Genomic DNA, 16836 nt, shown 5'->3' on the forward strand with positions numbered 1-16836 from the left:
ACTGCCAGTGTTGCCCATTCCTTGCCGTTCTCACTCTCGTGCGGAAGTAACCTTCTTAGCAAACAGATCGTGCCTGCTAATACGTCGCATTTTTGCGTAGGGGTCTAAACAGGTGGCTTTGTACTGTTCCGACTTTCTAGATTGTTAAAGAGCAAAATCTTACTAGTTATGTAGTAAGTCGTGTGAATAACAATACTATAAAAATAGTATTTGTAAACAGTTAAAATTGTATTTTAGTCTGTGAGATACTTATCTATTTGTTTTATAAATTAATTAAACGAGTAAAAATGATATGGAGATGTGGCAAAGAGTCTTCTTGGCTGCTTGCAAGAAAACTCTCTTTGCAGGAATTGGGGGGAGAAATTACCTTTTTCGACGGTAAATTCGGTGTTCCACCATGACACCAATAAGCGCAATTTGGTAGTCGTGGCTATTGAGTGTAGGATAATCGGGATTTAACGGAACAAGCTCAAACTCGCCGGTACCAATGCCTAGCGGGCGATACTTCTTAAATGTTCCCTGATTTCCGCCATTTTTTGCAAAAACGAATTCGCCAGGATTAGGGCAAAGTTCCGTGTCGATAACAACGATATCCCCCTCTTTAAACTCAGGGTTCATGCTGTCACCTTCTATTCTTAGTGCGAATGCGTTTTCACTAATATCATCATCAACTAAGATATATTCAAAATTTCCTTCATGATCAGTAATGGGGTCTGCATCCTTAAATAATCCGGCCTGAACGTAGCTTAATAGGGGAACTCTACGAGAGTTTACCTCTGCCATTGGCATAATGCTTTTACCATTGAGTAGCCACTCTGGGTGACACTGTAAAGCTTTAGCCAGTTCTATGATATTTCTTGGTTTTCGTGTCCTACCGTTTTCAATCGACTCGACAGATTGCTGGCTGATATTTGCGCGTTCAGCTAATTCAGATTGGGTTAAATTAAGTGCTAACCTACGCTGTCGTACCCTTGTTGCTAGTGACATTTTTGTGATTCCTAGGAGTATTTTTACCTCCCACTATTAATACTAATTTTATTGTATTTGACAAACAGTTTTTGTGGTGATGAAATACTACGAATATTGTTAAAGGGGGTCGTTAATGACACTTGGTAATAGAGTAAAACAAAGACGTAAGCTACTTGGTTATACGCAGCACGATTTAGCTGAAGAAGTAGGTTTAACGCAACAAGCGATCAATAGAATAGAGAGTAATGTCATTTCTCGACCTCGATTTATCCTTGAATTAGCACAAGTTTTACAGTGTGACCCGGAGTGGTTGTTAAAGGGCTCATCAGTTTCAACGAAGGTTTAGCCTATGCGGATCACCTATTCAGTAGGGCGCTCCGCTAGGGATAATCGTCCTCAATTAGCGCAAGCGCCTAGCTTTGATGAGTATAAGTTAGCTATCAAAGCGCTTAAAAAAACGATTAATGTGTCTCCAAATGACTCAATAGAGGCCATGCGTGAGAAAAAGGCACGTCTTAATTATATTTGGGGTGCGTTGATCAATAAAACCAAAGGGCGTAGTGCGGCTAATGCCGGTCATCGTCACGTTCTTTGGTTAGATATGGATGGCTGCTCTTTAGATGCTTGGAACCGGTTAACCGGTGTCCTGAGTATGTACCGCTGTTTTTGTTATACGACGGCTAGCCATGAACACCCAACCGCCAATAATGAGCAACGCTGGCGCATCGGCATTATGCTAGATAACAGCGTGACAGCTCACATGTATGCCGAATTAGGTCCACGTGTTGAACAAGAGATCATGGACTGTTACCAGCTGTTAAGCGATGAGCCTGTCAAATGGGATCGCTCTGTTTATGAGCCATCTCATATGGTATTTGCCCCGCATGAAGGCGCTGAATTCTTAGAGTTCGATGGTGCGGTGATTAATGTTGATACCGTTCTGGCATCCAATCTCGTCTTGCACAGTAATGCTGTTGATGGCTCTGATTTTAATACAGTATCGGGCGATGACCTAACGCGTTTAGTCGATTTAAGCCACATTGATAGTCACACTTTTGAGGATATTCGCTCTGCGCTGTGGCATCCGCGGGTATTACGCTTTGCCGAAAATTACCCAACTTGGGTTGATATGGGTAATCGTTTGGCCTGGTTCAAAGATACCGATTATGAAGATAAGGCCAAAGCGTTATGGGTTGAATGGTCCGCTAAAGCAGATAAGGGCGATGAAGAGGCTGCAATAAATAAGTGGTCTCAACTCCGTGCTGACCGCACCGGCTACCAAGCGATATTCACGTTAGCCCAAAAAGAAGGGTGGATTAACCCTGGTTGTGAGCGTTTAAAAACAGCGGTTGTAACCGTAGACGATTTTGAGGCGATCCAAGTCGTTAACAAGCCATTGCCTTTACCTTCATTTAAGCGTGATAAATATGGCCGGATAGAATCTACCATTGATAATGTGGCTAAAGCGGTCATGCACCCCGACTTTATCGATATCGAAATTCGCTTTGATACCTTTCGCGATGAAATTATGTTCGCGCCAACCGGAACCAATGAATGGCAACAGTTTAGCGATGCGGACTATTCGCGTTTACGTATTGCGATGGAAAAGCGCGATTTTAAACCTGTAGGGCGTGAGCTGATCCGTGATGTGGTTTTACTTGCTGCGGAAGAGAATCAATTCGACTCGGCTATCGAGTGGCTGACTAACCTAGAGTGGGATGGCGTTAGGCGTGTTGAGACGTTTTACCACACGCATTTTGGTGCGGAGAACACACCTTATACCCGCGCTGTTTCTCTCTATATGTGGACGGCGATGGCAGGGCGTGTTTTGGTACCGAGGATTAAAGCTGACATGGTGCCTATCTTAATTGGTGCTCAAGGATGTGGGAAGTCCACGGGGGTCGCGGCGCTATGCCCTGATCCGACGTTCTTTACAGAAATCTCTTTTGCTGAAAAAGATGATGACTTAGCACGTAAAATGCGCGGTCGTTTAGTCGCTGAAATTGGCGAGCTACGCGGACTGAATACGAAAGAGCTTGAATCCATCAAAGCCTTTGTCACCCGCACACATGAGAACTGGATCCCAAAGTTTAAGGAGTTTGCCACACAGTTCCCGCGTCGTTCATTAATTATCGGTACCACCAATGAGGACGAGTTCTTAGCCGACCGTACGGGGAATCGCCGTTGGCTTCCGGTCGAGGTGATTAAGGTCAACGTTGATGATATTCGGCGTGATGTTCTTCAACTGTGGGCCGAAGCCCGCGAAATGTTTAAAGCGGATGGTGTCCAATATGAAGCCGCTGAATATTTAGCCTCACACATTTATGAAAAATACACCATTAAAGACGCTTGGTTAGAAATTATTGAACGTTGGTTGGATGAGCCTGATTTGATGACGGGTGAAAAACCGCGAACGCGTGGTTTTTTACGTGCTGCCGACGTTTTGCGAGAAGCGTTGAATCTCGATCCTAAAAATATCTCAAGACGCGAACAAATGCGAATTAGCAATGTTCTGCAAAATTGTGGGTATAAATCGATGCGTAAATTCCTTGAAGGTAAGCAGCAACGTGTATTTATTTGCGAATAAGACAACCTAGACAACCTAGACAACCTAGACAACCTATAAGCGCGAGGTTGTCTGCTTTTAACATATTGATAATTCATTAATTAGTTAACCTAGACAACCTAGACAACCGTTTAAAAAACGATACACATATAAGTATATCGGCGCTAAAAAAGTATTAATAGAAATAGGTTGTCTAGGTTGTCATGGGTTGTCTAGTTGCTCAATGAGTTATTTTTACTTGCTTCAGTTAACCAAATGCTTTTTGTCGTGATCGATGCCTGAAATTGGGGCAATTGGTACAGAAAAACACAGGTCGGAAACTATGAACAGAGATATACAGAAAATTTTGACACATTGGGGCGGCTGGTCTGCTGGTAATCATTATGCTGCGTTAGGTTGGTCAACAGTGGCGGCAGGCTTTAGCGATTATTCACCGAGATCTAGTGGTAATAGGCTGTCGTGTAGTGATGAGGACGGTTTAGTCATTGACTTATGTGTCGCTAAACTTTCAACCGTCGGTATGGAACGTGAGCGCGCTTATCTTGAAGAATATTACATCAAGGGCAAATCTAAACGTGCCGTTGGGCGTAAGTTCAAAATCCGAGAAGATGAAGTGCGAAGGCAGATGCAAATTGCTGAAAGTTTTGTTTTGGGTTTCTTAGAAGCACTTAATATTCAATTGGATATAGATATTTTGTATAAAAAACACTCAATCGATACGCTGAAATTAGTGCGACCGCAAAATGTGTGTTAATCTGATAAAAATGGTGTTCTACCCATGGCAAAGGCCCTCAGTTTGAGGGCCTTTTCTTTTTGGGGACCGCAAAAAAACTATCAAAAATAAACCTTACGCTCCGGTTTTTAGTTAAACAGCAATAGTGACGATTTGTTAATAAAATGTTGTTCGCGATAAACAGTAAAAATAGCCTAGAAGATAGTGATTTTTAGCTGTTTGAGGTGACATTTTAATTGAGTTCAAAAATCGCGGGGCGTGTAAGGGCTATAATGTTAAATAGACCTGTTTTTCACGAAATTATTTAAAAGTCACCTCGGTGGCTTTTTTGCTTTCTAGGCAATGAAAACTCTATTTGCTAGCTTCTATCTTGCACATAGCGGCATTAAAGCGAGTAGGGTTCTCATTGTGGGGAAAATTAGCCGCAGGTGACTGATGCTTGATAAGGCATGGCGCAAACTCAAACTGACGAAAGACTGCCTTCACAATACCTATAACACGCTGAAAAAGTTCTGGTAGCACGGAACAGCCCGCATGAGCTAAATCATGCTTCAAATAATCACTTCTTCTTTTATCCCCTCAAATGAGGGCGAAAAAACAGAAATCCCCAAAAACTTTTAATTTCGGGCACTCCGTAGGGGGTGGGATTATGCGTATGGATAAATACAGCAACGCAGCCTACGGCAGTGCTGGGCTTACAGCATTCTTTGCAAGCTTATCGCTGTATGAGTGGGGCTTTATTATCGGGATGGCGTTTAGCATCATTCTTGGACTCGCCACCTTCTTTATGAATCGACGAGAGCAGCGAAAACGAACGCGTTTATTTGAAGAACTGGTACATAAAACCGATCCACAAAATCCCTCTGCGACAGCACGAATAGCGGCTGAACTTATGGCAAAAGCGCCTAAGGATATCTAATGTCACTCAAACAAAAATTAACTGTGCTTGTAGGTGCAGGGGCATCGGCTATCGCTTTAACCGTGATTGCGCATTTTGAAGGGGTTAGATATGAGCCTTATGAAGATGTCGGCGGGGTATTAACGGTCTGCTATGGGCATACAGGGAAAGACATTGTTCCTAATAAAGTTTATTCAAAAGAAGAGTGCAACGAGCTGTTAGAACGGGATTTCATGAGAACCAAACAGCAGGTCGACCGGCTAATCAAAGTTCCCATCAACGAACACACAAAAGCGGCACTATATTCATTTGCTTTCAATGTGGGTACCGGCGCATTCGCTAAATCAACCATGCTTAAAAAGCTTAATGCAGGTGATCAATATGGCGCTTGTGAAGAGTTAAAAAGATGGGTTTACGCGGGTGGCAAAGTGTGGCGTGGGTTGGTTAGTCGCCGAGAAGTGGAGGCCGCTATATGTCATGGAAAGCTGTAGTGGTTATTGCTGGTTTTGTTATTTATTTCATGGTGTTCATTGTTTCGGGCGTATACCTGCTTACTGACAACACGTGCGCTATTGACAAAACCAGTTTAGAAAAACGTTGCTTGAAGGCATTCGAACATTACAAAGGGCGACAAGTTAACTTTTAATTTTCTAGACGGTAATTGTCATGAATACAGCGAGAGCATTGCTATTTATTGCAGCGTGGGTGGCCGTATGGGGGATGTGGAAGCAGCATGAAAGGATAGAGGAATTACACACCCAAAATGCTAGGTTGCTGGCTGAACTTACAGAGCAAATCAAAATCAATGAAGATTTCCAAGAGCGCGTCCAATCCCTTCATAAGCTGGATATTAAGCATACTCAGGAATTAGCCAATGCACAGATTGAAATTGACCAGTTGCGTATTGCTGCTGAGCGTCATCCTGAGCGGGTGTACATCAAAGCCAGTTGTAAAAAATCCGAAGGCACTACCGCCTCCGGCTTGGATGATGCAACCACCGCCCGACCTGATGACGCCGCTATCCGAAATTATTGGTTACTCAGAGAGCGAATTGCGGAGTCAACTCAAATCATCTTAGGTTTGCAAGATTACATAAAAATGCAGTGTATCCAATAACCAATATGCAAGGTTTTACCCATGTCATTCGGTGAGTGGTATGTAACCTTGTGGCACCCAGTGAAGTGAGATACCAGCAGATAAACGCCAATTATCCCAAATTTTGTTTTCTCACCTAAATTCATCGGGCTAAGCGGTGGGAGATAGCTCAATACAATGAGTGTGGCGATTCGACATGTGCTTCCCGTCAAATATCAGTTGCTAGGTTAATCATCTCAAATCAAAGGGAATTCAGTCGATACGACGAACACAGACGCTGACCTATTTGGCCCAACCGCCTGACTACTGTTTGATTAACGCCATCTTTTTTACGCCCTCAAATGAGGGCTTTTGGGTATACACGATATTCAAGCCATACAGCGTGGCTTATCACCCGGTTTTCAGTTGTTAACGGTCGAAACATGATGTGCGGGTGATACGAATTGAAAATGAAATGGTTGTAAATCAATGTTTTGTATAGAGACAGAAATTTATGAAAGATTATGATGTTGAAATAGCTATTCAAAAACAAATCTTGATGCAGCTGAAAGAAGTTGGCATCGAGATCCCCGTTAAAGCGGGTTTTCCGTCTATCAAGCAAGACCGTGAAGATAATATGGTGGTCTTTTTTCCCATAAATGAACACGGTCACGGTTGGCAAAGTAGAACCTATCACGTTCAAGGTAATAAAGCGGGTCACCAAGAACATCAGTTATCTGAAAAAACGTATCAAGTTCAAGTGTTTGTGACTCAAATAGAACATTATACGTCCACTGATATCGCGGCTATTGTCAGAATGATTGTCAATTCGCTACCTTTTGCCACCACGCTGAGAAAGCAAGGTATTGGCGTGCAGCGAGCAACGTCAGTTCGCCAACCTTACTCTGTGAACGAACATGGTGATTACGAACAAAATCCTTCATTTGATTTTAATGTGACCTTTAAACGTTCTCTTTTCCCTGATACAGCTGCCATTAGTGCACTTTATCCTGATATCCATCGCATATAAGGTTTTTACTATGCCAATTAAACAAACTCGATACGTTGATATCGCATCGGCGGTTGTTGGCGCGTCTTCTGTTCCGATGCGTAAACTAACTGCTCGTTTATTTTCTACCAATCCTAAAATTCCAGCGGGTAAAGTGCTTGAATTTGCAAATGGTCAAGTCGATGAATTTCTGGGTGTTGATTCTCCAGAAGCGCATTTTGCTCGACAATATTTTAGCTATGTCAGTCCTGCTCCCGTGAGTAAGCCAAAAGAATTACAAATTGCGTCTTATGAACCAGTAGGGCGGATGCCTACACTGTTTGGTGTTAAAGCGGCAGCGTTAGCGGACTTAAGCGCGATTGCCGATGGCACTCTCTCTGTCACTATCGGTACTGTGACCAAAAACTATAAAGACATTGATTTATCGGAAGCAAAATCTTATGCGGATATTGCGTCCATCATTCAAACGAAACTCAATGCAGAAAAGGAACCGCAATTTTCCAGCAGTTACTTGACGTTTAATGCATTAGAGAGTGCTTTTGAACTCAGTGGAGGAGTGCAAGAGAGTGCTTCTATCCACGTTGATTATTCCGTGCTGGCTGATGCCATGGGGCTGTCTTCAGGTAGCGCATCTGAAGGTAACCCTGCACAAACACCGCTGGAAGCCTTTATTGTGGCAGAGCAAGTGTCGGACTCATTTGGGAGTGCCACCTTTTTAGCTGAACTGACGTTAGAGCAAGCAGTGCCATTAGCGCAGTATGTATCGGGTGAGAACGTCAAATACCAGTTACACATTAACGTTAGTGAAAAGCAGGTTGAAGATTTCAGCGCGGCTTTAATGGACACTGCGTCTGTGGGCTTGAACCTAAAAACGGACAACGTTCACTTTATTCAATCGTTACCTATGGCGGTGATGGCGGCGACCGATTATGACCGGACTAACGCCACGACAAACTATATGTTTCGCCAACTCGGAGTGACATTCCCAGCACAAGTGACCACGGATAAAGCGGCTGATCGATTCGATAAGTTGCGTGTGAATTATTACGGTGAAACCGCGATAGCAGGCTCACAAATTCGTTTTTATCAGCGAGGCTTCTTATGCGGTGGAGCATCAAACCCATTAGATATGAGTGTGCACGCCAATGAACAGTGGTTAAAAGCCTATATTGCTCAGCAGTGGTTTAGCTTGCTGTTGGCAACACGCGGTGTTCCAGCGAATAAAGACGGTGAAGCACGAGCGTTAATGGTGATTGCTGGTGCGGTCACAAAGGCGATTAATAATGGCACGATTTTAGCCGGGAAAACATTGACAGATGCGCAAAAACTCGCCATTGCGGACGCATCCGGTGATGACCTCGCATGGTATGACGTACAAGATAAAGGCTATTGGTATAACGCACAGATTGTTGAAAATACAGGAAAAAGTGGTCTGCCTGAGTATGTCATGAAATACGTATTGATTTATGGCAAAGGCGATTGGGTTCGCAAAGTCGAAGGTTCTCATAATTTAGTCTAGGAGTAGAACATGCATGATGTATCTGCAACCGGTTTGAGTTTTATTATTCAAGCCAACAAAACATTTCCCACAGGGATTTTAATTACCGCCTTTGCTGACGATGCGGATCCGCTGGATTTACCCGCGGTCGATATCGCACAAACGGGCATGGATATTAACGGTAACTTGGTGAGTTGGTCCACTCCGACACCACAAACCGTCACAATTAACGTCGTAGCAGGTAGTGAAGAAGATCAGAATCTGTCTATTTTGCTCGAGGCTAATACCGCTAAAAAAGGGCGTCGACATGCTGGGGATATCATTACCTTTGTGGCGTCTTATGGTGATGGTTCAACGGTCACGGCGCGTAATGGCAAAATTACCAATGGGAGCCGTGGTAACTCAGCGGCTTCCGCAGGGCGTTTGAAATCCAAAGCCTATACCTTTGTGTTTCAGGATTTCGATAGCACGCGAGTACGTTAATTTATTTCAAATTATGGCGGGGGATCCCGCCTTTTTTATTGGTGTTCACTATGCTAATTAAGCCTAAAGAAGTTGCTATCAAAGATGTTGATGGTATTGAAAAATCATTTGTAATTAGTCGACTACCCGCTACGGTTGGGCGCGAAATCTTAGCTAAGTACCCGTTATCCAATGCACCTAAAATTGGTAATTACGAGGTCAGCAAAGAAGCCATGCTGAAGATGATGGCATACGTATGTGTGGTTATCGACGGTGAAGAAATACCGCTTAAAACACAAACGCTCATTGATAATCATGTGACTGACGGCGAATCCCTGATCCGCTTAGAGTTGGAAATGCTGAAATATAACACCAGTTTTTTCGGGAACGACGGGAGTCAAGGTTTCCTCCACTTCCTGCTCAGCAAGGTAAGCGGTTCACTCCCGTCGATTATAAAAACGCTGATGGGTTCTTTGCCGTCATCGTCAGTGAACGCCTCGCCACCTTCACAGAGCTCAAAACCTCAATAGATTTAGAAGAAGCAATGGACCTATGGGAAATTGCCATTACTAACCGTTATAACGAAGCCCTTGCGGCTTCAAAGGATCGCTAATGTCATTAATGGATACCTTTGTGCAGGTCTTTGAGTTTGATACAAGGCAAGCGAATGAGGCATTTAAAAAAGTGCAACGTTCGACCGATGACATTATTGATGCCATGAAACAAACTCAACAGGCAGCGGAGCAAAGTTCACTGACCATTGGGAGTGTCATGGCTGAACTTTGGCGATCACTACAAAGCCTATCAACCGACCATAAAATCCATTTCACAACCAATGCCAATGACGTCAGCGCTGAAATAAGTCAAATTATGGTTCGGTTGGATGCGGTGGGTTCATCATTAAGCGCCCTTGATGCGCTGCGTCAAAATACAGAAACCGCGTGGTCATCCGCTGGGGAGGCATTAGGGCATTGGGGGCAATCGCTACAGACTGAAATCGCCCAACTTAAAAATGACCTTGGTACCTTATCCGTGGGTGACCAAAAAACGGCATTAGAACAAGTAAAAAACGCAGTCAGTGAGTTTATTCATGAGCTGCAAAAAATTCCGCTAACCACAGCCGATGGTGCCACAGAAGTTGAACGTGTGATGGCACATTTGCGCGAATCGGTACAGGGCTTATCCGTTGAGCATGCTATTGATTTTGTAGTTAATGCGAGCGAAGCCATTGCACAAACTGATGCTATCAAAACACGGTTAGATACGGTTACGAATTCGATGGCTAACCTCGATACACAAAGAGCAATCTCTGATGAAGGTATGCGATCAACGAGTATTGTTCTCAGTGACGTAGAGGCTCATTACCAGGCATTGCAACAAGAGTTGACTCTGCTGAATCAAGGTGTCACAGACCTGGCTAATACCGAGCATCAAGGCATCACAGCTAAACGGCTCTCAAACGCGATTATTCAAGCATTGCAAGGTAATTACACGGAGTTGATTCACCTTGTGGATACGATGAAGGTGAAGGGAATCGAAGCGGCTAACAGCGAAATTAATGCTCAAAGAAATGTGCAACAAAACATTGATAGCACGCAAAGCAAATATCAGCGGTTGGGTAATACGGTCATGTCTTTTGTTAAAAAGGCATTTGCTGCGGAGAAGTTACTGGCGGGGGCGAAAGCCTTAGTAGAAGCCTCTATCACACGTTCGGCTGAAATAGAATCTCTCGATAATCTAGGCAAAAAAATCAATGTAGCGGCAGTCGATGTGGATGCTTTCGCTGGTTCAATGGCCGAACTTGGTGGCTCGCGTGATGCAGCTCAAGCCGATTTATCTGCGATGGCAAAATCGTTTGGATTTGCTAAAAACTCCATGGAAAAGGTGTTACAAACCGCGGATAAAGTGCAGGGCATGAAGTTTGATAAAGCGAAAGCGACGCTCTCTGCCTTGGGTGTCACGGACGATAAAACCGTTGAACTCATGATGAAAGGGCGTAAAGAGCTTGAGCACATGATGGAGGCTCAAAAAGAATACTCCGGTATCAACAAAGATAGTATTGAGCAATCTATTAGGTTTAACAAAGCGATGCGAGGCTTTCAGCAATCGTCAGATATGCTGAAAAATAGCTTACTCGAAATGGTGATCCCGATTTTAGCCAAAGGGGTAGAGTGGATTAATCGGTTTGTCAGCTTCTGCAAAGAAAATCAAACATTCATCGTGGGTTTTTTTATTGCGATGGGCGCTGCTATTACAGCTTTTTATTTGCCTGCGATGTTATCGGCAGCAGCAACGACTTTGGCGTTTACATGGCCTATTTTAGCGTTAATTGCCGTTATTGCCTTATTGGCAACAGCGTTCGCATTAGTTTATGACGATATCATGAACTTTATTGATGGCAACGATTCGATGATTGGTCGCTTGCTAGATAAATATCCCGCCTTAAAAATCGTCATTATGGCGTTATGGGAAGCGTTTAAAGCGCTTTTTGAATACCTCAAAGTTGCCGCCAAATTTGTGGCTGACATTGTTATTGATGCGTATAACCTCATGAATGATGCCATGGATGAGTTCATCGGTTGGCTGGTGGCAAGTATTCAAGACGTTATCAATTGGGGGAAAGGGTTTGAAGGTATCTTTAATACGGTTTCTGATACCGTTGTGGGTATTTTCAAATGGCTTTGGAACCAAATTAAACAGTATTTAGGCTGGATTAATGACGGGTTGGATGCGATCAAAAATGGCTGGAAGACGGTTAAAGGTTGGTTTGGTTTTGATGATGATGCTGAAATAACGCAGACCGTTGAGCGCAAACTGTCAGTGAATGGCACGATTGAATCTCAAATACCGGAGACCCCTAAACTTTCCGAGGATGATACGGCTTTTCTAGTCACAGGTCTGAGTCAGCACATTAACGGCATGTCAGCGAATACGATGAATTCGATGACCAGTCAGGCGATCAGTAATCAATCTAACATGACTAATGAAACTAACGTGTCTATTGGTGAGATTAAAGTGGAAACCCAAGCGACAGATGCTCAAGGTCTCGCAGTCGTCATGAAAGAGGCATTAACTCCCCACTTACAAGATTTAGGGCAGCAAAACAATACAGGGCTGAGTAAATGATCACAGAAATTAAAATTTTCAACATTGATGACTTCACGGTGCTATTTGAGACGGCCAGCCCCATCCAAATTAATGTACGCGATGAACACAAAGCCACGCAGTTTACTGTTGAGTCTGGGGAAACGCGTAGCGATCACGTTGTGGTACAGCCAGTTGAAATTAGCATGAGTTTGATTTTAGTCGGTGAATTGAAAAATGCCTTTGAAATGATGCAACAAGCCTATGATCAACATCAATTGGTTGGCATACAAACGCGAGTCAAAACGTATCAACCACTCTTGTTAGTGAGTTTTGATCACGATGAAAGTCCTGACATGACAGACGCGATCAAACTCTCATTGCGGTTTACAGAGTGGCGCAATATAGAGCCTGAATACGGGGCTCTGCCGCCCAGAAAAGTGGCTAAAAAAGCGCAGTCGAGCACCGTTAATCGCGGCAAGGTACAAACATCGACAATCCCTAAAAAAAAGAAAAAGTCTGTTATCGTCAAAGTCGTAGATGGTTCATTTAATGCAGAGGAGTGAGCATGCAAGAAATTCCATTAAGTGCGATACCCAATCAACGGATCAGAGTGACACTTGATGGCGATGATTGGGAATTTACGCTGAAGGCAGCGCGTGATGTGATGTGCTGTGATATCAAGTGTAATGATAGGGTTTTGTTACAAGGCTTGCGAGCGATGCCAAACCAATCCTTGATCCCCTACCGGTATTTATCAAGTAAGAGCAATTTTGCGTTTATCACGAATAATGATGTATTACCTTGGTGGGAGCAATTTAATCAATCTCAATATCTGGTGTGGTGGAGGGAGGATGATTGATTTACGCCGTATTCGATTAGGCATTGAAGTCAATGGTCGATTGCAATGGTATGAGGGGCTACGTGTTCGTGCAAGTGGCACCAAGTACGCTAACCCTTTACAGAATGAATGTACTGTCAATATCGATGGCCTCAATTCTGCAACACGTAATATGTTGTTGACCGAAACTAGCCCTTATACCAAAGCGAAGAAGCCACATCGATTAATTGTTGAGGCGGGTCGTGCCAGTACTGGTGTGTTTCGGATTTATGTAGGCGATATTGTCAGTGCCGAAATTGCCTCGCCACCTGATGTCACACTCACATTAAAGGCCAAAACTAACAATGCAACGGCACGTGACATTGTTTCTTCATCGGGTAGCGCGATGAGCAAAATGAGTGAGTTAGCTAAAAATATTGCACAGGATTGTGGGGTGAGATTGGACTTTCAAGCGACCGATAAAAATATTGCTAACTGGTATTTTTGTGGGTCGGCACTCAAACAAGTGGAGCGATTGCAAGATGCCGGTAATGTGAAAGCATTTATTGATGATGACACCTTGTATGTGAAAGACCGCGACAAAGCTTTAAACGGCCGTTTACGTATTCTCAATCAAAAGTCGGGCATGGTGGGTATTCCGAAAGCGACTGAAAAAGGTGTTGACGTCACTTATTTAATTGATGGTGAATCGTCATTAGGTGGCATGTTACGCCTGGAAAGCAAGTTTAATTCTGCGCTAAACGGTGACTATATTATTGAGCAATTAAAGTTCGACATTGCCTCTCACGACGACTCATTTTTTTACCAAGCGTCCTGCAAACGAGTGTAAACCATGAACCAACCTAATAATGATATTGCTAGCGAAGGCAGCTTGGCAGGGCAATTTATGGCTGCGTTTCGTAGTCTATTGATGAATATTGATGACATGCTTCCCGCCACAGTGGTGAGTTATGACGATAAAACTAACCGCGCTGTTATCAAACCATTAGTCATGATGGTGTCGACTGAAGGACAAAAGATTGCTCGTGCAGCCGTTCCTAATATCCCCGTGTTTCGCTTTGGTGGCGGCGGTTTTTTTATTCGTATGCCGATTAAGGCGGGGGATTTTGGCTGGCTCAAAGCCAATGACCGCGATATTAGCTTAATCTTTCAGCGAGGAGGGTTGGAAGATGAACCGAATACGGCTCGCTTACATACCTTCAGCGATGCGATGTTCTACCCCGATACGCTTAAAGGTTGGCTGATTGATGGTAAAAATACGGATGCATTGGTTATTCAATCTATGGATGGCTCGGTGTGTTTAGCACTGCATGAGGGAAAAGTGGTGTTAGATTCCCCCATTCTTGAGGTCAATGTTCCTGAAACGACATTTAATGGCAACGTGACGATTAATGGTAACCAGCAAACCCATGGTAATAGTGAGTCAAGTGGTGGCACGTTGAAACATAATGGTAAAGATATCGGTTCAACGCATAAACATAGCGGCATTCAAAGTGGTAATAGCAATACAGGAGCGCCCATATGATGACCTTTGATGTGAATAAAAACAATGATATTCATTTGGGAAATAGCGGCAATTTAGCTATCGCCAATGGTGAACGATCATTGAAAAATCGCTGTGAACACTATGTCAAAGCGATACGCGGTGAAATGCTGCATAAGCTGGATAGGGGGATTCCTTATTGGAAAACGACATTTGGACGCCAGGCTGATATTCCGCTCTTTGAATCCGCGTTTCGGGATCGTATGCGTGAACTCAATGATGTGATATCGGTCCTGTCTTTTTCGGCTTCATTGGCGGATAACACACTGAAATATACCGCTGTGATCCAAACGATTTATGGGGAGATAACACTCAATGGCTGATTATCAATTCATTACATCGCAAGGCGTTATTATTCCTGATACCAGCACATTACGCGATGATGTTGAAAGCGAATTTAAAAGTGTGTTTGGCCAGGATCTGGATGTTTCGCCAGAAACACCACAGGGCGCACTGATCACCATGGAAGTTGAAAATCGGGATGCGATTGTGCGAAATAATGCCGAACTGGCTAACCAAATTAACCCTGATTTAGCCGGCGGTATTTTCCTTGATGCAATATGGGCGTTAATGGGTGGACAGCGTTTTGATGCGACACATTCTTTTTTATCTCAGGTGCAATTCACCGGTATTGCCGACACCATTATCCCGAAAGGTTCACAAGCTGCCTCGCTCAATGGTGATTTATTCGAAACCACTAAGACTTTAATTATCGGTCAAGATGGTTCCGTGACGGGGGATATGCGGTCCATTGAAACAGGGGCAATTGAATGCGGAGTGGGACAACTCAATAAAGTGGCCAGTTCGGTATTAGGCTGGGAAACCGTTCATAACCCGAGTACCGCAGTATTGGGGCGTAATGCGGAAACCGATCTACAATCAAGGCGACGACGTAAGCAGACGTTAGCGAAAAACACCGTCAGTGTGGGGGAGGCGATCACTTCCGCACTTTACGCATTAGAAGGTGTGCGTTCGTTGGCGTATCGAGAAAATTACACTGACCAACCGATGGTTTTTGACGGTATCACTTTAGTTCCTCATAGCATTTATGTGTGTGTTGAAGGGGGCGATAAAGAGGCGATTGCCCGTTCATTGTTACGCACAAAGACACTGGGTGCCGCTTTTAACGGTAGTGAAAAAGTTGAAGTATTGGAAGCTATCAGCGGTCAAACTTACCCAGTTAAATTCGATAGAGCCAAAGAAATTGTGCTGTTTTGCCGAGTAATGGTAAAAAAAGCGACGGTGGATGCACAAACAATTATCCCCGCCGCGGTTGAGGCGTGGGCAAATGGTGATATCGATGGTGAGGGGGGGTTAGTGGTTGGGCGAGATGTTTCTCCATTTGAAATTTCGGCAGGGATTAATGCTGTAGAACCTCGATTATTTATTACAGGTGTTGCACTTTCGAACGATGGTAAAACTTGGTCACCCAATAACTACGAAATCAAAATGAATGAGGTGGCAAGGCTCAAACGTAGTGCAGTACAAGTGGTGATCACATGATAAAAATCCAATCCTTCGATTTTCATTCTGATTTATTAAAAGCCATTCTTTGGCAATATGAGGATGCTGAGAATCTCAAGGCGTTAGCCAAATACAAAGCGGACTACTTTGATCAATCCACGATACAGTTTTGGCGTGATTGGTACCGTGATGTGTTTAATATCGATACAGCAAATGAGTTCGGGCTTAACATCTGGGCGCGTATTCTTGATGTGCCATTGGGGATTGATGTTCCGCCCAGTGATAAAACCAAAATTGGCTTTGGTTTTGGCAAAAAGAAAGCCAATTTTAACGCTAACTTTCGGCGTAATGCCGATTACACCTTATCACTGACCGTCGACCAAAAACGCCTCATTGTGCGTATGCGCTATTTTAACCTTACGCAAAGCCCAACGGTGACCAATATTAACGAATTTCTTAAACGATTCTTTTGGCAAGCAGATAGCAAAGTGTTTGTGCTTGATCCGCTGGATATGACCTATCTGTATTACGTGTTTAATTTCAATCCTGACGAACATTTACGAGTACTTCTTGAAAACTTTGATCTCATGCCACGCCCATCGGGAGTTGGTGTCAAATATCGTATCGTGACGAAGAAAGCTTTCGGCCACGGCCAACATCGTAAAAACTTTCTAAGCAGTAATTTCGGAGCCTAA

The 16836-nt window shown here is 43.7% G+C and carries 20 protein-coding genes; 19 read left to right on the forward strand and 1 reads right to left on the reverse strand.

Annotated elements, in window-relative coordinates:
* Positions 1-363 precede the first annotated feature (363 nt).
* Positions 364-987, reverse strand: a complete 624-nt coding sequence (locus G3341_RS07100; protein WP_154621886.1) for a LexA family protein — start codon at positions 985-987, stop codon at positions 364-366.
* A gap of 115 nt (positions 988-1102) precedes the next feature.
* Here G3341_RS07100 and G3341_RS07105 point away from each other — a divergent pair, with 115 nt between their 5' ends.
* The 19 genes from G3341_RS07105 (at position 1103) to G3341_RS07190 (ending at position 16836) form a co-directional block, all read left to right on the forward strand.
* Entirely contained in the window at positions 1103-1315 is a 213-nt protein-coding gene (locus G3341_RS07105; RefSeq protein ID WP_154621885.1) for a helix-turn-helix domain-containing protein, read from the forward strand.
* A 3-nt stretch (positions 1316-1318) separates the two neighbouring features.
* On the forward strand, positions 1319-3556 hold the full coding sequence (locus G3341_RS07110) for a VapE domain-containing protein (protein WP_163861013.1): 2238 nt from the start codon (positions 1319-1321) through the stop codon (positions 3554-3556).
* 301 nt (positions 3557-3857) lie between these two features.
* Positions 3858-4289, forward strand: a complete 432-nt coding sequence (locus G3341_RS07115) for an antiterminator Q family protein (protein WP_163861014.1) — start codon at positions 3858-3860, stop codon at positions 4287-4289.
* A 628-nt stretch (positions 4290-4917) separates the two neighbouring features.
* Positions 4918-5187, forward strand: coding sequence for an HP1 family phage holin (locus tag G3341_RS07120; RefSeq protein WP_154621882.1), 270 nt, complete (start codon positions 4918-4920; stop codon positions 5185-5187).
* Positions 5187-5657, forward strand: coding sequence for a lysozyme (locus G3341_RS07125; protein WP_163861015.1), 471 nt, complete (start codon positions 5187-5189; stop codon positions 5655-5657). The genes G3341_RS07120 and G3341_RS07125 overlap by 1 nt, the downstream gene beginning before the upstream one ends.
* Complete coding sequence (locus G3341_RS20460; RefSeq protein WP_167520916.1) at positions 5639-5812, forward strand: hypothetical protein; 174 nt, start codon at positions 5639-5641, stop codon at positions 5810-5812. The genes G3341_RS07125 and G3341_RS20460 overlap by 19 nt, the downstream gene beginning before the upstream one ends.
* 20 nt (positions 5813-5832) lie before the next feature.
* Positions 5833-6282 carry a lysis protein gene (locus G3341_RS07130; RefSeq protein WP_154621880.1) on the forward strand — a complete coding sequence of 150 codons (450 nt, stop codon included), beginning with the start codon at positions 5833-5835 and terminating at the stop codon, positions 6280-6282.
* A gap of 472 nt (positions 6283-6754) precedes the next feature.
* A complete protein-coding gene (locus G3341_RS07135) occupies positions 6755-7270 on the forward strand; it encodes a phage gateway protein (protein WP_154621879.1) in 516 nt (171 codons plus the stop codon).
* Positions 7271-7280: 10 nt separating this feature from the next.
* Positions 7281-8768: a DUF3383 domain-containing protein gene (locus G3341_RS07140; protein ID WP_163861016.1), complete on the forward strand. Its 1488-nt coding sequence runs from the start codon at positions 7281-7283 to the stop codon at positions 8766-8768.
* Between the two features lie 9 nt (positions 8769-8777).
* Positions 8778-9230, forward strand: coding sequence for a phage tail fiber protein (locus tag G3341_RS07145; RefSeq protein WP_154621877.1), 453 nt, complete (start codon positions 8778-8780; stop codon positions 9228-9230).
* Between the two features lie 50 nt (positions 9231-9280).
* Positions 9281-9739 (forward strand): hypothetical protein, encoded by a 459-nt coding sequence (locus G3341_RS07150; protein ID WP_154621876.1) that lies wholly within the window; start codon positions 9281-9283, stop codon positions 9737-9739.
* 82 nt (positions 9740-9821) lie between these two features.
* Positions 9822-12335: a hypothetical protein gene (locus tag G3341_RS07155; protein WP_208852775.1), complete on the forward strand. Its 2514-nt coding sequence runs from the start codon at positions 9822-9824 to the stop codon at positions 12333-12335.
* A complete protein-coding gene (locus G3341_RS07160) occupies positions 12332-12859 on the forward strand; it encodes a phage baseplate protein (protein WP_154621875.1) in 528 nt (175 codons plus the stop codon). Before G3341_RS07155 ends, G3341_RS07160 begins: the two co-directional genes overlap by 4 nt.
* Before the next feature lie 2 nt (positions 12860-12861).
* Positions 12862-13155: a phage baseplate plug family protein gene (locus tag G3341_RS07165; RefSeq protein WP_154621874.1), complete on the forward strand. Its 294-nt coding sequence runs from the start codon at positions 12862-12864 to the stop codon at positions 13153-13155.
* Positions 13148-13963, forward strand: coding sequence for a baseplate hub protein (locus tag G3341_RS07170; RefSeq protein ID WP_154621873.1), 816 nt, complete (start codon positions 13148-13150; stop codon positions 13961-13963). The genes G3341_RS07165 and G3341_RS07170 overlap by 8 nt, the downstream gene beginning before the upstream one ends.
* Before the next feature lie 3 nt (positions 13964-13966).
* The gene (locus G3341_RS07175) at positions 13967-14659 is read left to right on the forward strand and encodes a Gp138 family membrane-puncturing spike protein (protein WP_154621872.1); all 693 of its coding nucleotides are present in this window, start codon (positions 13967-13969) and stop codon (positions 14657-14659) included.
* The gene (locus tag G3341_RS07180) at positions 14656-15000 is read left to right on the forward strand and encodes a hypothetical protein (protein WP_154621871.1); all 345 of its coding nucleotides are present in this window, start codon (positions 14656-14658) and stop codon (positions 14998-15000) included. Before G3341_RS07175 ends, G3341_RS07180 begins: the two co-directional genes overlap by 4 nt.
* On the forward strand, positions 14993-16180 hold the full coding sequence (locus tag G3341_RS07185) for a baseplate J/gp47 family protein (protein ID WP_163861017.1): 1188 nt from the start codon (positions 14993-14995) through the stop codon (positions 16178-16180). Before G3341_RS07180 ends, G3341_RS07185 begins: the two co-directional genes overlap by 8 nt.
* Entirely contained in the window at positions 16177-16836 is a 660-nt protein-coding gene (locus G3341_RS07190) for a DUF2612 domain-containing protein (protein WP_154621869.1), read from the forward strand. Before G3341_RS07185 ends, G3341_RS07190 begins: the two co-directional genes overlap by 4 nt.

This window comes from Providencia vermicola, assembly GCF_010748935.1.
Lineage (GTDB): Bacteria > Pseudomonadota > Gammaproteobacteria > Enterobacterales > Enterobacteriaceae > Providencia > Providencia zhejiangensis.

Bases quoted from the DNA above. Each gene is read 5' to 3' on its own strand.
- G3341_RS07100 (WP_154621886.1), bottom strand. From the start codon at position 987: ATGTCACTAGCAACAAGGGTACGACAGCGTAGGTTAGCACTTAATTTA.
- G3341_RS07105 (WP_154621885.1), top strand. From the start codon at position 1,103: ATGACACTTGGTAATAGAGTAAAACAAAGACGTAAGCTACTTGGTTAT.
- G3341_RS07110 (WP_163861013.1), top strand. From the start codon at position 1,319: ATGCGGATCACCTATTCAGTAGGGCGCTCCGCTAGGGATAATCGTCCT.
- G3341_RS07115 (WP_163861014.1), top strand. From the start codon at position 3,858: ATGAACAGAGATATACAGAAAATTTTGACACATTGGGGCGGCTGGTCT.
- G3341_RS07120 (WP_154621882.1), top strand. From the start codon at position 4,918: ATGCGTATGGATAAATACAGCAACGCAGCCTACGGCAGTGCTGGGCTT.
- G3341_RS07125 (WP_163861015.1), top strand. From the start codon at position 5,187: ATGTCACTCAAACAAAAATTAACTGTGCTTGTAGGTGCAGGGGCATCG.
- G3341_RS20460 (WP_167520916.1), top strand. From the start codon at position 5,639: ATGTCATGGAAAGCTGTAGTGGTTATTGCTGGTTTTGTTATTTATTTC.
- G3341_RS07130 (WP_154621880.1), top strand. From the start codon at position 5,833: ATGAATACAGCGAGAGCATTGCTATTTATTGCAGCGTGGGTGGCCGTA.
- G3341_RS07135 (WP_154621879.1), top strand. From the start codon at position 6,755: ATGAAAGATTATGATGTTGAAATAGCTATTCAAAAACAAATCTTGATG.
- G3341_RS07140 (WP_163861016.1), top strand. From the start codon at position 7,281: ATGCCAATTAAACAAACTCGATACGTTGATATCGCATCGGCGGTTGTT.
- G3341_RS07145 (WP_154621877.1), top strand. From the start codon at position 8,778: ATGCATGATGTATCTGCAACCGGTTTGAGTTTTATTATTCAAGCCAAC.
- G3341_RS07150 (WP_154621876.1), top strand. From the start codon at position 9,281: ATGCTAATTAAGCCTAAAGAAGTTGCTATCAAAGATGTTGATGGTATT.
- G3341_RS07155 (WP_208852775.1), top strand. From the start codon at position 9,822: ATGTCATTAATGGATACCTTTGTGCAGGTCTTTGAGTTTGATACAAGG.
- G3341_RS07160 (WP_154621875.1), top strand. From the start codon at position 12,332: ATGATCACAGAAATTAAAATTTTCAACATTGATGACTTCACGGTGCTA.
- G3341_RS07165 (WP_154621874.1), top strand. From the start codon at position 12,862: ATGCAAGAAATTCCATTAAGTGCGATACCCAATCAACGGATCAGAGTG.
- G3341_RS07170 (WP_154621873.1), top strand. From the start codon at position 13,148: ATGATTGATTTACGCCGTATTCGATTAGGCATTGAAGTCAATGGTCGA.
- G3341_RS07175 (WP_154621872.1), top strand. From the start codon at position 13,967: ATGAACCAACCTAATAATGATATTGCTAGCGAAGGCAGCTTGGCAGGG.
- G3341_RS07180 (WP_154621871.1), top strand. From the start codon at position 14,656: ATGATGACCTTTGATGTGAATAAAAACAATGATATTCATTTGGGAAAT.
- G3341_RS07185 (WP_163861017.1), top strand. From the start codon at position 14,993: ATGGCTGATTATCAATTCATTACATCGCAAGGCGTTATTATTCCTGAT.
- G3341_RS07190 (WP_154621869.1), top strand. From the start codon at position 16,177: ATGATAAAAATCCAATCCTTCGATTTTCATTCTGATTTATTAAAAGCC.